Source organism: Flavobacterium soli DSM 19725 (assembly GCF_000422705.1).
In the GTDB taxonomy this organism is placed as follows: Bacteria; Bacteroidota; Bacteroidia; order Flavobacteriales; family Flavobacteriaceae; genus Flavobacterium; species Flavobacterium soli.
Map to the genome: position 1 here is coordinate 92,832 of NZ_AUGO01000015.1, position 16,475 is coordinate 109,306.

The following is a 16,475-nucleotide window of genomic DNA, read 5'->3' on the forward strand; positions in this document are numbered from 1 at the left end:
AAAACATGAGTTTTATTCCCTATAAAAAACGCGTTTCACCCTTTGGGAGATACTTGTAAGGATTTCATAAGGAATCGTATGAATTTGTTCGGCAATAAAATTTACAGTTGGGCTTTCGCCGAAAATAATTACCTGATCGCCTTCCTTGCAATCAATTTCCGAACAATCTACCATCAACATATCCATACAAATACTACCAACGATGTAAGCTTTTTGATGATTGATGGTCACGAAACCAAGTCCATTTCCCCAACTTCTCGAAATTCCATCGGCATATCCAATCGGGATTGTCGCAATTTTGGTGGTTTTTTGAGCCATAAATCTTCTGCCATAGCCAACGCTTTCACCTTCATTAATAGTTCTAATCTGAGAAATAATAGATTTTAAAGTACCCACGTTTTCAAGATAATGCTGTTCGTCAGCATCATTTGAGATGCCGTAAAGTCCAATTCCTAAACGAACCATGTCGTATTGTGCTTCGGGAAAATTTGAAATTCCCGAAGTATTCAGAATGTGACGAATTGGATGTATCTTTAATTCTTGCATCAATTTTGAAGATAATTTTTCGAATAAATCAATCTGGGAAAGTGCAAATTGCTTGTGATTCAAATCATCGCTTGTTGCCATGTGCGATAAGATACTTTTCACTTTTATCGAAGGTGTGTTTTTTAAAGTCGAAATCAATTCTTCCAAATCATTTTCCTGAAAACCAAGGCGGTGCATTCCTGTGTCGAGCTTGATGTGAACTGGATACTGATGCATTTTTTTTTGCTCGGTAATTTTCAAGAAAGCATTCAATCCTTTTATAGAATAAATTTCGGGTTCCAACTGATATTGAATTATCGAAGGAAAGCTAGTGTTTTCAGGATTCAAAACCATAATTGGTGTCGTGATTCCGGCTGATTTAAGCGAAATTCCTTCATCGGCGAAAGCCACACCCAAATAATCTATTTTATGATGTTCGAGTAATTTTGCAATTTCAAAACCGCCATTTCCATAACCAAAAGCTTTTACCATAACCATCAATTTGGTTTCGGGCTTTAATTTCGATTTAAAGAAATTCAAATTATGTCCAATCGCGTTGAGGTTGATTTCCAGAACCGTTTCATGGGTTTTCTCTTCCAATAAAGCTACGATTTTCTCGAATTCAAAAGTTCGTGCTCCTTTTATTAAGATGGTTTCATTTCTGAAAGATAAACTGTCAAATGCATTGATGAAATCTTCGGTATTTTTAAAAGTGATGCTGTTTAAAAATTTATTTTTAAATTCAGAAATCGTACTTCCGATACCAATTACACGATTGATTTTATTCGAAATAATCAACTGCGAAACCTTGGCATATAATTCTTCCTTATCCAAACCGCTTTGGAAAATGTCAGACAGAATCAAGGTCTTTTTCTTATGGTGTTTCTGGCTTTCTAGAAAATCCAAGGCAATTTTCAACGACTGAAAATCTGAGCTGTAACTGTCATCAATCAAAGTCGAATTGTTGATGCCGTTTTTGACTTTCAATCGCATTTCGACAGGATAGAGCAATTCCATTCGGCTTTCGATGGTTTTATGGTCGTAGCCAAAATGTAGCAGTACCATCATGCATTGGATGGCATTTTCAATCGAAGCATCATCCAGAAAAGGAATTTTTAGGTCAAAATGATGGTCGCCAAAATCTATATGTAAAAGCGTCTTGTCGAGAATCGATTTTTTAGAAATGAAAACATCAGCATCTCTGTCTTTGCAACTCCAGGTAAACGTTTTTGAATTTTTTATAAAGGCATCAATCGTCTTGTTTTTGTTGTAAATCAACACATCAACATTAGCAAATAGCTTGAGTTTTTCCTTTATTTTTTCGCCCAAATTCGCAAAACCTTCGTCGTGAGCCGAACCAATATTGGTCAGTAATCCGATGGTTGGTCTGATGATAGGTTCGAGTTTTTGCATCTCGTTGATGGTAGAAATCCCGGCTTCAAAAATCCCTAGATTATGTTTTTCATTGATGGAAATAACTGAAAGCGGAACACCTACTTGCGAATTGTAACTCTTCGGACTTCGAATAATATTATAATCCGGGCTCAAAAGAAAATTCAGCCATTCCTTGACGATGGTTTTTCCGTTGCTTCCGGTAATTCCAATGACAGGAAACGAATATAGATTTCGGTAAAAAACAGCAAATTGTTGTAAAGCTTCGGTTGTGTTTTTTACTTTTAAAAAATTGGCTTTGCCTTCTAAATTTTCTGGAATATACGTCACAACAAAATTCTGAATGCCTTTGTCGATTAATTCTTCAAGATAAATATGAGCGTCGTTATTTGGTCCAACCAAAGCAAAAAATAGTGTTCCTGAATTGTTTTGAAGTGAACGACTGTCAATAGAAACATTGTCGATTTCTAATGTCGCATTTCCATTGAAAACGGCTTGAATTTGAGGGATAATATTTTGGATTGAAAGTGCCAAAAGGATTGTTTTAAAGTTGTGAAGCTAAAAACTCGGTTGGAGTCATTACATTAATTTTAGAATTTTTAAAGCCAATTTTATCTCTTGTAATTATACAATCACAATTATGATGCAATGCACTATTATATTGAACGGCATCTTCAAAATCTGAAAAATCTGAAATCAGACTTTTGTCGATATTAAACTCGTCAATTACAGAAACATTACAAATGATTCTAAATTTTCGTAAAATTTCTAATACAGATTCTTTTGTATTTACTTTAGAGGCTATGTAAAACGTATTTACAAAAGATAACGAAGAGGTAAATAAAGTTAGTTCGTTTTTTTCGGCATTGGTTGTAATTTCTGCAATTTCATAGTAAAAAGGTTCTCTTTTAATAATTAAATCGATTATTACGTTAGTGTCTAAAAAAACTCTCATAAAGAATTATATTTTTTTATCAAATACTCTTGTCTGTCTTTTTTATAATCAAAATCAGCAGGAATTCCGCCATTTTCTAAAGATAAACTTTTTACAAAATCAGAAATTTGCACACTATCTTTCTTGTTTTCTTTAGAAATTATTGTTTTAAAGTAACTTTCTACAATAGATGAAACGCTAACTTTTTGTTTCGCAGCATATTCCTTAGCGCTTTCAATTACGTCTTTGTCTAATTTTAAGGTGAGTTTGGTATCCATAAAAAGAAGAATTAATTTATACGTACAAATATAATAAATTTGTTCGTACAAATTAAATTGAATGACAAATGTTTAGTGAAGATTAAAAACTACTCCTGATTTCTCTTCATCGCCTCAAAATAAGCAGCACGACTCAAAGGCTCATATTCTTCCGTTTCGCCAAGCATTACGAGCTTGTCGTTATCTGTTTTTCTAAAACTATAATTGGCGAGGTTTCCCGTTCGAGTACAAACCGCATGCACTTTTGTAACATATTCAGCAGTTGCCATCAAGGCAGGCATTGGTCCGAAAGGGTTTCCTTTAAAATCCATATCGAGTCCGGCAACAATTACTCGAATACCTGAATTGGCGAGGTCATTACAAACCGTAACAATTTCGTCATCAAAAAACTGAGCTTCGTCAATCCCAACCACATCACAGCCTTGTGCCAAGATTCTGATATTTGCAGCAGCAGGAACTGGAGTCGAACGAATTTCGTTGGTGTCATGCGAAACAATCATTTCATCATGGTAACGGGTGTCGATGGAAGGTTTGAAAATTTCGACTTTTTGCTTGGCAAACTGAGCCCTTTTGAGCCTTCGGATAAGTTCCTCGGTTTTGCCCGAAAACATCGAACCGCAGATTACTTCGATCCAACCAAATTGTTCTTTATGATTTACTGTATTTTCGAGAAACATTTTGTATTTTTCAGCCTTAAAAAGGATTAGTTTTTTTTACTTTGTAACGAAAACAAATTTATTAAAAAAGAAGCGCCTTACTTACTATAATCTTAAAAGTTATGAAAAAAAAGCTGGAAGCCGAATTAATCAGCATTGCACACAGAATTTTAAAGCTTAAAAACAAATCGGAATTGGTACAATTGCATCAGGAAACCCAAAAACTGTATGAGAAATTGTCAGTTTTGAAATTTGTGGAGGAAAATTTCGGAGATGTAAAGCCAACTATTGGTTATAAGGAAGTCGAAGATAAACTGGAAGAGGCTTTTGAAGAAAAAGGAGAAGCTGTAGTGGAAGAAACTTCGGTTAATGAAGAAGTTGAAGAAATAGTTGGAGCAGAAACGCCAGAAGAAATTGTGTCTGAAGTGGAAGAAGCAACAACAGAAGAGGAATCTGAGGAAGAAACAGTGGATGAAGTTCCAGAAGAAGCATTAGCGGAAGAAGATGAAATAGAGGAAACTCCAGAAGAAGAAGTTTCGGAAGTAGAAAAAGAAGCTATAGCCGAAAGCGAAGACGAAGAAGAGCCAGTTGCGGTTGAAAAAGAAGGAGAAGAACCTTCGGTTGAAGAAGAGGAAGAAGAAACTCCAGCCGAAACCAAAATAGAAGAGAAAAGAGAAACCCTTTTTGAACCTACTTTTGAATTGGCTTTTGATAAGAAAGAGGATGTAGAAGAGGTTGCCAAAGAATCAGGGCATCAAATTATTTTTGAAGATTTCCTGGGTTCAGATTATAAAGAATTAGAATTTGTAAAGGCTGAAATCGAAAAACATCATGAAGAACCAGAACCTGTAAAGGCCGAAGTTGTAGAAGAAATTGAGGAATTCAAAGAAGTTCAAGAAGCTCCTGAAGAAGAAGTTCAGGAACCAGCGAAAAGAGAATTTCCAGAAGCTCCACAATATGAAGGGATAAAAATCACCAAAGGAATCACATTTGGATTGAATGACAAAGTTGGATTTGTAAGCCAGCTTTTTGCCGGAAGCAACGAAGATTTCAACAGAGTTATCTCTCAATTGAATACGTTCAACACGTTTCAAGATGCCAAAAATTTCATTGAAGATTTGGTAAAACCAGACTATAATGACTGGAAAGGAAAAGAGGATTTTGAGGAACGTTTTCTTGAAGTGGTAGAGCAAAAGTTTAAGTAATCAATAGAAATTTTAATTTAGTTGCCACAGATTTCAAGGATTAAAAGAATTTATAAAATCTGTGAAAATCTGTGAAATCTGTGGCAAAAGATAGAAAAGTAAATGTCAAAATTATACATAGTTCCGACGCCAATTGGCAATCTCGAAGACATGACGTTTCGAGCCATTAGGGTTTTGAAAGAAGTCGATTTGATTCTGGCAGAAGACACCCGAACGAGCGGAAAATTACTGAAGCATTTCGAAATCGGAACACACATGCACAGCCATCACATGCACAACGAGCACAAGACGGTTGAGAATTTAATTTCGAGATTGAAAGCTGGTGAAACCATTGCCTTGATTTCGGATGCGGGAACTCCAGCGATTTCTGATCCTGGTTTTTTGTTGACCAGAGCTTGTGTAGAGAACGGTATAACGGTAGAATGTTTGCCTGGTGCAACAGCTTTTGTTCCGGCTTTGGTGAATAGCGGTTTGCCAAACGATAAATTTATATTCGAAGGATTTCTTCCTGAAAAGAAAGGAAGGCAAACGAGATATTTGGCTTTAGCCGAAGAAACCCGAACCATGATTTTATATGTTTCGCCACATAAATTATTAAAAACCTTGGCAGAATTCATTACGTATTTCGGCGAAGACCGACAAATTTGTGTTTCAAGGGAATTGTCAAAACTACATGAGGAAAATGTTCGAGGAACGGCTTCGGAAGTTTTGAAACACTTTGAAGCAAAACCACCAAAAGGCGAAATTGTAGTGGTTGTTGCTGGAAAAGCTACAAAATGAATCAAAAACAGCTTTTAAAAGATTGACTTCGAGAATTTTTCCAATCTTTTAATCCTTCAATCTTTAAATTTATGAACACACATCAAGTACATACAAAATGGCTCGGCGAAATGGGATTCGAGCATCAGGGAGGCATTATCAAGATGGATGCTGATGCAGAATTCGGTGGAAACAACGAAGGCTTGCGACCAAAATCAATGATGCTGGCTTCTTTGGCAGGTTGCACCGGAATGGACATTGCTTCCTTGGTGAAGAAAATGAAGGCTGAAATCGATACTTTTACTATTGATGTTGAAGGTGATTTAACCGAAGAACATCCAAAATTTTACCATTCTGTTCGTGTCAATTATAACTTCTTCGGAAGCGATTTAGACGAAGCAAAACTGCAAAAAATTGTCTATCTTTCGGTAGATAAATATTGTGGCGTGATGGAAATGTTCCGTCAATTTGCAAAAGTAGAAGTCAACATTAATTATTTGAAATCCTAAATGACCCTTACAGCTTTTTTAAAACAACTTCAAGAAAATCCAAAATCCATTGCGTTTCAAGATACGATCCAAGTCATTGAAGCAAATTACGATTTTACACCAACGGCTTTCCAAAACGGAAACCAATACAATAAAGCAGGAGAAAATAATGGTTCTTGTAAAATATTTGCCTTTGCGAAACTTCAAAATCTTTCAAAAGAAGCAACATTGGCTTGTTTTGGAGCCTATTATTTTGAAGACGTTCTGCAAAATCCTGAAGCAACCGATCATCAAAACATCCGAAATTTTATGCAAACGGGTTGGGATGGAATTCAATTTGAAGGAGAAGCACTTGTTTTAAAACATTAAGAAATTAAGGCTCATTGAGCCAAACCAGACTTAATTTTCTTACTATCTTAATGGTTCAAATTCATAATAAACAATAAAAATAAAAAATAATTAATTTAAAGCCATATAGAAAATGCGTTGGACAATCAAACCAAAACCAGAAGCAAGCCAAATAAAAACCTTGGCTCAAGCCCTAAATGTTGAAGAATATATCGCTTCACTTTTACTGCAACGTGGCATCGAAACTTATGAAGATGCCCGACAATTCTTTAGACCATCTTTAGACGATTTGCACGATCCCTATCTGATGAAAGATATGGATTTGGCTGTTTCTAGAATCGAAAAAGCCATTGCCAATAACGAAAACATTATGGTTTTTGGCGATTATGATGTTGATGGAACCACAGCTGTTTCGCTCGTTGCTTCCTATCTAAAGTCGTATTATACAAATGTAGCCACTTATATTCCGGACCGTTATGATGAAGGTTATGGCGTTTCCTTCAAAGGAATCGATTATGCCGATGACAACGGAATTTCATTGATAATTGCTTTGGATTGCGGTATAAAATCCATTGATCATGTGGCCTACGCCAAAGAACGAAACATCGATTTTATCATTTGTGATCACCACCGTCCGGGCGAATTTCTGCCTGAAGCCGTTTCGGTTTTAGATCCGAAAAGAGAAGATTGCACTTATCCCTATGATGAATTATGCGGTTGCGGAATCGGTTTCAAACTCATTCAAGCTTTAGGGAAAAATAAAGGCGAATCTATCGAAGATTTAGTACCTTATTTGGATTTGGTTGCAACAGCAATCGCAGCCGATATTGTACCCATGACAGGCGAAAACAGGATTTTAGCAAAATTCGGACTAGAAGTCATCAACTCCAATCCGCGACCTGGAATCAAGGCGTTGATTCATCAAGTCAAGAAAAAAGTGTTGGATATTACAGATGTGGTTTTCATTATCGCACCAAGAATCAATGCTGCTGGAAGAATAAAACATGGTAATCATGCAGTTGAATTATTGTCAGAATTCGATTTTGATCAAGCCGTTCAGTTTGCATCGGAAATAGAAAAATACAATGTCGATCGAAAAGAACTCGACAAGCAAATCACAATCGAAGCTTTAAATCAGATTCAGGATAATGCTGAAGACAAACGATTCTCAACGGTTGTCTATCACGAGTCTTGGCACAAAGGCGTCATCGGGATTGTAGCTTCCCGCCTCATCGAAACCTATTATCGTCCTACTTTGGTGTTCACGAAAAGTGGCGACAAATTAGCCGCTTCGGCTCGATCCGTGAAAGGTTTTGATGTCTATAATGCCCTTGAAGCCTGTTCAGAACATCTTGAGCAATTTGGTGGTCACATGTATGCCGCAGGTTTGACTTTAAAGGAAGAGAACTATCATAACTTTAAAAATGCCTTCGAAGAAACCGTCAAAAATACCATTCACGAAGATTCGCTGATGCCGGAAATCCAAGTGGATGCTGAAATCGAATTATCCGATATTACACCAAGATTCATCCGAATCCTCAAGCAATTTGAGCCTTTCGGACCTTTAAATATGACACCTGTTTTCCTTACTAAAAATTTAATTGATACTGGATTTGGAAAAAAGATCGGTCAAGCCGAAGAGCATATCCGTCTTTTTGTCAAGCAAAATAACTCCGAAGGAATTGCTGCAATTGGTTTCGGAATCGGAAATAAATTGGATCTCACCACAAATCGACAACACTTTCAAGCCGTTTATTGTATCGATGAAAATGAGTGGAACGGCAATGTTTCCTTGCAACTTCGATTGAAAGATATTAAGGAGCATTATTAATTTCAGGAGCTTTTCTCGCTGTTCATTACAATCTTTTGCTTGAAAGTATTTTTTTCTACGACACAAAAGGAGCTTCCGTTGGTCGCTCTTTTCTGCCAAGAAAAAATATATTTTCAAGCAAAAGGATTTCCATTTCCATCAAGGCTAGCTTCGCCGTTGGAAACAGTAGTTTTCAAATAAATCGTTCTGCCAATGAGACTTTAACAATTCTATTTAGAATCAATATAAATAAAATAGTATATTTGTTTCAAATAGAATGTAGTTATGAAAGGAATTGAGCAAATTTATTACAACAACTTTGGAATGTCTTTTTATTGGAAGGAAAAAAATGCGGTAAAATCAGAAAAGATTCAGTTGGTTTTCAGAGAAACAGGATTTTATTTCACGGTTTCGGAATTGGAGCATTTTGTAGATTTAATTGAAGACAGCTGCAAACGAAACAGCTGTTGCGAAAACTGCGAAATGAAATACCGTTGTGCAAAATTCCTACTCAAAACGCCAGTCTCTCAAATTGATTTAGCCGTTTCCATGAAAGAACTCGACTCTATAAAAGACCTTGTAGAAGGAACTTTGTTCAAAATAAAACTAGAAGAATATATCTGTGGAGTAGGGATGAATTAATTTTTATATTCTTTTAATTCAAAATTTTCGCCATCAAAAACACCATACGTGAAATAGCCAATCCAGTCGCCAAGATTTACATATTCTGAATTTTCTCCAACAGAAATTTTCATTGGCAAATGACGGTGTCCAAAAATAAAATAATTATAATGTTTGGTTTCCAATTTACGTTTGGCATACAAAACCAGCCATTCATTATCCTCTCCTAGAAATTTAACATCGGCATCACCCGAAATCAATTTGTTTTTTACCGAAAGATATTGGGCCAATTTCACACCAATATCCGGATGCAACCATCTGTAAAGCCATTTTGAAAAGGGAGCCGTGAAGACTTTTTTCATTCGTTTGTAACCCTTGTCACCAGGGCCTTTTCCGTCTCCATGACCAATTAGGAAGGTCTTGTCTCCAAAAGTAAATTCTTTATTATCATGATAAACAGGAATATTCAATTCTTTTTCAAAATAATCCGACATCCATAAATCATGATTTCCTACGAAGAAATAAATTGGAATACCGCTGTCGCGAATTTCAGCCAACTTACCTAGAACACGAACAAATCCTTTTGGAACAACAGTTTTATATTCAAACCAAAAATCGAATAAATCGCCCAATAAAAAAATGGCCTCAGCATCATTTTTCACTTCATCCAACCATTGAACAAAACGTTGTTCTCTTGGGAAACTTAACTCAGGAGTTGGAGCACCAAAATGTTGGTCGGAAGCAAAGTAAATTTTCTTATTTTGGGACAATTGCATTATTCATTTTTTAAAACCCAAATATAGCAAATGTTCAAAGATTTCCTGTAAACGTTTACTATAATAAAAATTTTTCCTATTTTAATAGTCGAATTCAATGGAGAAAGTAATTTGTAACAATAAAAAACTAATTAGTTAAATATGAATTTTAAGTTAGATTATTCTTAATTTTTGTTAAATTTGAAGTTCTTAAACTACGAAACTATATTAAACTACCTAAATTTTCATTTATGAAAAAAATTACATTTTTATTATTAGCGGTTTTCTATTCGGTGGTAGGATATTGTCAATTTCCAGATGATCCTGAGAATTTTGATGAAATCACTCCCTTTCCTGGTGGATTACCGACAGGTTGGATCATTGCCAACAATGGCGTTGGTCTCAACCAGAGTTGGCGACTTACTAACCAAGCACCGCCATATGTTAATGGAACTCAGGCCATGTTTGTTAGCACGGAAGAAATTGGGCAAGGAAATACCTCTGAAGATTTCTTGATTACAAATTTAGTAACTGTTCAAGAAAATGGGCAATTGCGTTTTCAAGCACATCAAACGGTTCCTGGAAATCAGGGAACAATTTATGAGGTGCGTTATTCCACCAATATTGCCAACCAATCTGATATTTCGCAATATCAACTCTTGCAATCATGGACAGAACCAGAAATGAATTCAGTTTATGACGCTTTCGAAGAGAAAGTGGTAGATCTTACTCCAACATTGACAGTAGGTCAGCAAGTTTATATCGCTTTTGTAAGAGTGCATACACAAACAACGGTAGGTGTTGGTGGTGATAGATGGGTGCTTGATGATGTTAATGTAACGGTTGAGTGTTTTATGCCAACTGAGCTTGATGCAATAAATATTGCGTCTCAATCTGCATTGCTAACATGGGAACATGAAGGAACAGCTATTAATTTTCAGTATGCAGTAGTTCTAGCCGAAGCATCACAGCCAGGTAATGATAGCCCTTTGATTGAAAATACTGGTACTGGGGATGTCAATTTTCTTGAAGATAATCTTGATGAAGATACCGGATATAAATATTATGTAAGGGCAGAATGTGAAGAAGGAGTATTTAGTGATTGGGCTGGTCCTTATTTTTTTAATACAATTCCTTTCGGTACGGTATGTGCTGATCCTATTCAGGTTACTACTTTACCATATGAAACCGATGCCAATACAGGCGATTTTGGAAACTCTATCGCAGGTCCTCAAGGAACAGATTGTGGTGCAACTCCAGCAGGAACTAACTTCTTGGCAGGGAATGATGTGATTTATAGAGTTGTAGCTCCAACAGATGGAATTATCAGCATCACATTAACGCCTGGAGCAGCTAGATCTTCGGTTTTTGTATATGATGAATGTACTGATATTGGAACAGCTTGTGAGGCAGGTCTTGCTAACACAAATTCTACTACTAGAGTTATCGATAACTTTCCAGTTGTAGCAGGAGAAGATTACTATGTAGTAGTTTCTTCTAGTTTGCCTACACAAACATTTCCTTATAATTTAATTATACAATATGAAAATTGTGACAAGCCTGAAAATTTAGGTTTTGATCAAGCAAATGCTACTCTTGATGGAGGAACTGCTTCATGGACTGAGGTAGGAACTGCCACTATATGGGAAATTGCCGTTCAAGATGCAGGCATGCCTATTCCTTCAGGTCCAGGTTCATACATGTCATTTATTGATGATGATGGTGTAGCCGGAGAGGTTTTAAGTACTTTAGAAACAGCTCATCTTTACCAATATTGGGTAAGATCAGAATGTTCTCCAGGAGTTTACAGTGCATGGGCGGGACCATTTGTCTTCAATACGGCAATTTGTGCTCCAGAAGATCAATGTACTTATACCTTTAGAATGACCGATTCTGCCAATAATGGTTGGAATGGTGCTAGAATGCAAATTAGACAAAACGGAATCGTTCTTCCGATTCTTCCTGTTTCAACACCACCTAATACTATTGGAGGAACTTATCCTTCTGGTGCAGGACCGGTTGATGTAACAGTAACAATGTGTGACGGAGTTCCTTTTGATGTTTTTTGGTTAACAGCAGGTTCACAACCACAACAGTGTATCCTTTCGGTAATCAACTCTTTCGGGCAAACCATATATACTAAGGTTGCTGGAGAAGGAGTACCTGGTTCAGTTGTTTATAGTGGTATTGTTAATTGTGATGTGCCACAATGTGATTTAGCACCTACAGCAGTAACAACAACAAATATAACAACTCTTGGTGCAACTGTAACTTGGACAGCTCCAGGAACAGAAAATTTACCATACGAAATTTACTGGGTTGAAACTGGAGGAACACCTCCAACAAATCCAACGGATGATCCATTTCCAGTTACAGGTGTAAATGGGCCAGCAGCTCCTTTTTTCCACGTAATTCCAAACGGACTTACAGCTGATACAACGTATGATGTGTATGTAAGAGTGATTTGTAATTCACCAGGAAATTCACCATGGTCAGCAGTTCATACTTTTACAACATTGCCAACCTGTCCTAAACCTACTGGACAAGTGGTTACACCAGGATCTATAACTTTAAACAGTGCAGAACTTGTTTGGGTTGAAGGTGGTATTGCTTCAGAATGGGAGGTTTTATTATTAAGAGCAGAAGATGGAGTAGCTCCAGATGCACCAGGTGTTACTCCTGTTTTGGCTGATGGAGATTTATACTACCCAGGTTTAACGGGTGCTACAACTTTAACACCAACGAACTTAGTTAACGCTACAATCTATCACTACTATGTAAGAGCGGTGTGTGGTGGAAACGATCCAAGTACTTGGACTGGACCAGTTATCTTTAACACGATCACGTGTGCAGATGAAGATAAATGTGTATTCAGATTCAGATTGACTAGTACTGCTGGAAATACTTGGAATGGAGCAAGAATGCAAGTTCGTCAAAACGGAATTGTAGTGGCTACCATAGGAAATAACATGATTAACAATGTCAATGGTGTAGCGGTTAGCTTATGTAACGATGTGCCAATCGATGTATTTTGGAGTATCGAAGGAAACCAGCCAGATACAATTGGTTTTGATATAGTGAGTCCATTTACAGATATTATTTATACGATGTTACCAGGAACACAAACTCCACTTACCATTGTATATGATGATAACGAAATTGGAAATTGTGTACCTCCAACGTGTCCAAAACCAATAGACTTGGATGTAACGGTTGGAAGTATCACACAAACAACAGTTGAACTTAGCTGGACAGAACAAGGAACTGCTCAACAATGGGAAGTTTATGTTGTGCCAGTAGGTTCTCCATTGCCAGTAAACTATACACCATTAAATACAGATGTTGAAGGTTATTACTTAACAGATATTAATGAGAATCCATATACTGTAGAAGGTTTAGATCCAGGAACAGCCTATATTTATTATGTAAGAGCAATTTGTTCAGCTGATGATATCAGTACTTGGACTATTTTGGCTCCAGATACCTTTATTACAAAACCGGTTAACGATGAATGTAGTGCAGCTTTGCCTGTTCCTGTAAATCCAACTCGTGTTTGTGCTGATTTCGTTTCAGGAAACACTTTAGGAGGAACTTTATCTTCAGAAGGAACAACTTGTACGGGAGGTAAAGATGACGATATTTGGTATACATTCGTGGCTACTAATCCAATTCATATTATTACTTTCAGTAACGTTGTAGGGACTTCTACAAATATTGATCATGTATTGTATTCAGGAGTTGGATGTGGTAATCTAACGCAAATGTATTGTAGTGATCCACTTATTAGTATTGCAAGTAACCTAGTTGTAGGAGATCCTTACACTATTAGAGTATTTACAAGAGAAGTTAGCCCGGCAAACGGAACAAACCCAAAGAATGCTTCGTTCGATTTATGTATCATCACTCCAGATCCAATTACGAATGACGAGTGTGATGTTGCAATAGTAGCTCCTGTTAATGAAGGTTTGGATTGCATTGTATCTACTAGCGGATCTATAACTGGTGCTACAGCTTCTCCACAGTCAAGCACATGTGCAGGTGCTGAAGACGATGACGTTTGGTTTGAATTTACGGCAACTAGTCCAACACATGTAATCGATTTTCAAAATGTAGTAGGAAGTTTAAGTGATGATATCAATCATTCCTTGTATATGGGAGATGAATGCGGAACGTTAACATTAGAATATTGTGAAGCTGGAAATCAAAGCATAGCAGAAGATCTAGTAGTTGGAAATATTTATAAAATTCGTGTATGGTCTGCTGCAAGTACATTACAAGACATAACTTTCGATCTATGCATTGGAAGTATAATACCTCCTATTACAGTTGATACAGAATTATATACGAATGAAGAATTAGTTACAGAGATTTTGATTAAATCAGAATGTGCCACAGTAACCAATATTGCTTGGTCAACAGGTACTGGTGTAAACAATGGTATCGGATATTTTAACAAAGATGAATCTCAATTTCCTTTTGAGGATGGTATTGTTTTGATTTCTGGTAGTGCACTTTCTGTTCCTGGGCCTAACACAAATATCATTTCAGGAGGTGGTTTAGGAGGGGATGCTGATTTATCAGCAATATTGGCAGCTCAGACGCCACCAGTAACTGGTACATTAAACAATGCTACTTCTTTAGAGTTTGATTTCGTGGCAATAGACCCCAATATCAATTTTGAATTTATGTTTGCATCGGAAGAATATGGTACTTTCCAATGCGGATTTAGTGATGCCTTTGCATTTATCTTAACAGATGTAACCGAGGGTACTGATCCAGTTAATTTGGCGGTAATACCAGGTAGTGAACCTCCTGTTCCTGTAACTGTATATAATATCAGGGATAATCAATATAATGCAGGCTGTCCTTCAGTGAATGCGGAGTATTTTGGTAGTTATTATGCCAATCCAGCTGGAGTTTTAGGAGCTCCTGTTAATTTCAATGGAATAACTGTTCCGATGGTAGCCTCTTCAGCAGTAATTCCAGGACACACTTACCATATCAAAATGGTTATTGCAGATATTAATGATTCTGCTTATGATTCTGCGGTATTTTTAAAAGGAGGAAGTTTTAATATAGGAAATATTAATTTACCAGAAGATTACTTGATTGCAGACGGAACTGCTCTTTGTCTTGGTGATGATGTGTTATTAGATTCAGAGTTAGATCCAACATTGTATTCAGTTCAATGGTTCAATGGAACTGATTTGTTAGAAGGTGAAACAAATCCAACCTTAGTAGTTTCTGAAACGGGAACTTATGTTATTGAGGCTGCTTATATTGGAACAGATTGTATCACAAGTGATTCTATTGTTGTAGAATATTTCTTAGATGCCGATGCAGGAACACCAAACGATTTAGTGTTGTGTGATGCTTCTGGTAACGGAATATTTGACTTGACTTCTAACGAAACAATAATTTTAGCTCCATTTACCCCTGATACTCATGAAGTAGTATACTTCTTGACTGAGGAAGATGCTCAAAACAATGTGTTAGAAAATGCAATCCCAGTTGAAGACTTGGAAGCATTTCCAGGAACAAACGGACAAACAATCTACGTTAGGGTAAATTATCTTGGAACTTCATGTTTCCAAGTAGTAAGCTTTGATTTGATTGTTCAAGATCTTACGCCTCAGTTTACATTATTAGGAGCTCAACAAATTTGTCCAGAAGGAAGTACAACTATTACGGTTTCTCCTACGGCAAATAATTTTGATCCAGCTTTAGTAACTTATACTTGGACATTCAATGATGGTCCTCTTGCAGAAACTTCTGGTTCATTAACTATTAATGGAGAAGCAGGTTATGGAACTTATACTGTAACAGTAAACAACTCTGGTTGTACAAGCACTCAAACATTTGAGATTACCAATGCAAATACAACTTGGTTCTTTAATCTAACTGCTCCAGCTGATTTATGTCCTGAAGAAACAGGAACACTTTCAGTAACAGTTAATAATAATCCAAATGGATTCCCAGTAACCTATACTTACACCTTAGCAGATGGAAGTGAAGTAGTTTCTAATAATAGCTCAATTACAATTGATGAGCCAGGAACTTACTCTGTTATGATCGACATTCAAGGTTGTATCAGTGGACCTGAAACGGTTACTGTTGGAGAAAGCGTTGCAGATTGGCAAATAGCTTTCGAAGGAGAGCCTTATATCATTTGTCCAAGTCAAGCAGTTACACTTTCATTTACAGCTACTAATTTTGACATAAACAATCCAGACGCAACTTATACTTGGACATCTCCAAGTGGAGCAGAAGGGCAAGGAGCTACTTTCAATGCAACGGAAGTTGGAACTTATACTTTGGAAGTTGATATATTAGGATGTACCTCTTCATTTGAAGTTGAAGTTGAAGAAAACTCAACGGCTATCGAAGTAGAGTTTGTTCAAGGATGTGAATCTAACCAATACCATTTGGAAGTAAATCCTGCAAATGGTTCATTTGATCCATTGACATCAACTTATGTATGGGATGGTCAAGATGTTACCCTAACAGATGAGCCAAATGTTATTATTCTTGGTGCTAACGGAGAATACAGTGTTACTGTTACCACACAAGACGGATGTTCAGTAACTCAGTCTATAACGGTTAATAATGTTGGCTGCCAGATCCAGAAGGGTATCTCCCCAAACAACGATGGTGACAACGACAGTTTCGACCTAAGTGCCTTCAATGTTAGGGAGATCAGCATC

12 protein-coding genes are annotated in these 16,475 nt (G+C 36.7%); 7 read left to right on the plus strand and 5 right to left on the minus strand.

Translation table 11 applies throughout. The features are described from left to right. Positions 1 to 12: 12 nt before the first annotated feature. From G508_RS0114945 to G508_RS0114960, 4 genes are all read right to left on the minus strand, one after another. Positions 13 to 2,451, minus strand: a complete 2,439-nt coding sequence (locus G508_RS0114945) for a bifunctional UDP-N-acetylmuramoyl-tripeptide:D-alanyl-D-alanine ligase/alanine racemase (protein WP_026706076.1) — start codon at positions 2,449 to 2,451, stop codon at positions 13 to 15. Positions 2,452 to 2,461: 10 nt separating this feature from the next. Next, positions 2,462 to 2,872, minus strand: coding sequence for a type II toxin-antitoxin system VapC family toxin (locus G508_RS0114950; protein ID WP_026706077.1), 411 nt, complete (start codon positions 2,870 to 2,872; stop codon positions 2,462 to 2,464). Beyond that, positions 2,869 to 3,129: a DUF6364 family protein gene (locus G508_RS0114955; RefSeq protein WP_026706078.1), complete on the minus strand. Its 261-nt coding sequence runs from the start codon at positions 3,127 to 3,129 to the stop codon at positions 2,869 to 2,871. Before G508_RS0114955 ends, G508_RS0114950 begins: the two co-directional genes overlap by 4 nt. Before the next feature lie 89 nt (positions 3,130 to 3,218). Further along, a complete protein-coding gene (locus G508_RS0114960) occupies positions 3,219 to 3,806 on the minus strand; it encodes a thymidine kinase (protein WP_026706079.1) in 588 nt (195 codons plus the stop codon). 101 nt (positions 3,807 to 3,907) lie between these two features. On the opposite strand from G508_RS0114960, the gene G508_RS20155 reads away from it, so the two are divergent. The 6 genes from G508_RS20155 to G508_RS0114995 all read left to right on the plus strand — a co-directional run bounded on the left by G508_RS20155 (position 3,908) and on the right by G508_RS0114995 (position 9,037). Further along, complete coding sequence (locus G508_RS20155) at positions 3,908 to 4,990, plus strand: hypothetical protein (RefSeq protein ID WP_026706080.1); 1,083 nt, start codon at positions 3,908 to 3,910, stop codon at positions 4,988 to 4,990. 102 nt (positions 4,991 to 5,092) lie between these two features. Then, positions 5,093 to 5,770, plus strand: coding sequence for a 16S rRNA (cytidine(1402)-2'-O)-methyltransferase (gene rsmI / locus G508_RS0114970; protein WP_026706081.1), 678 nt, complete (start codon positions 5,093 to 5,095; stop codon positions 5,768 to 5,770). A gap of 71 nt (positions 5,771 to 5,841) precedes the next feature. After that, complete coding sequence (locus tag G508_RS0114975; RefSeq protein WP_026706082.1) at positions 5,842 to 6,258, plus strand: OsmC family protein; 417 nt, start codon at positions 5,842 to 5,844, stop codon at positions 6,256 to 6,258. Further along, entirely contained in the window at positions 6,259 to 6,606 is a 348-nt protein-coding gene (locus G508_RS0114980; RefSeq protein ID WP_026706083.1) for a HopJ type III effector protein, read from the plus strand. Positions 6,607 to 6,718: 112 nt separating this feature from the next. Continuing rightward, positions 6,719 to 8,416 carry a single-stranded-DNA-specific exonuclease RecJ gene (gene recJ, locus G508_RS0114985; protein WP_026706084.1) on the plus strand — a complete coding sequence of 566 codons (1,698 nt, stop codon included), beginning with the start codon at positions 6,719 to 6,721 and terminating at the stop codon, positions 8,414 to 8,416. A gap of 264 nt (positions 8,417 to 8,680) precedes the next feature. Next, on the plus strand, positions 8,681 to 9,037 hold the full coding sequence (locus G508_RS0114995; protein WP_026706085.1) for a hypothetical protein: 357 nt from the start codon (positions 8,681 to 8,683) through the stop codon (positions 9,035 to 9,037). Here G508_RS0114995 and G508_RS0115000 read toward each other — a convergent pair. Continuing rightward, the gene (locus G508_RS0115000) at positions 9,034 to 9,792 is read right to left on the minus strand and encodes a UDP-2,3-diacylglucosamine diphosphatase (protein WP_026706086.1); all 759 of its coding nucleotides are present in this window, start codon (positions 9,790 to 9,792) and stop codon (positions 9,034 to 9,036) included. The genes G508_RS0114995 and G508_RS0115000 overlap by 4 nt on opposite strands. 230 nt (positions 9,793 to 10,022) lie before the next feature. Here G508_RS0115000 and G508_RS0115005 point away from each other — a divergent pair. Then, positions 10,023 to 16,475: choice-of-anchor L domain-containing protein (locus G508_RS0115005; protein ID WP_026706087.1), on the plus strand; the 6,453-nt coding region annotated here is incomplete at its 3' end.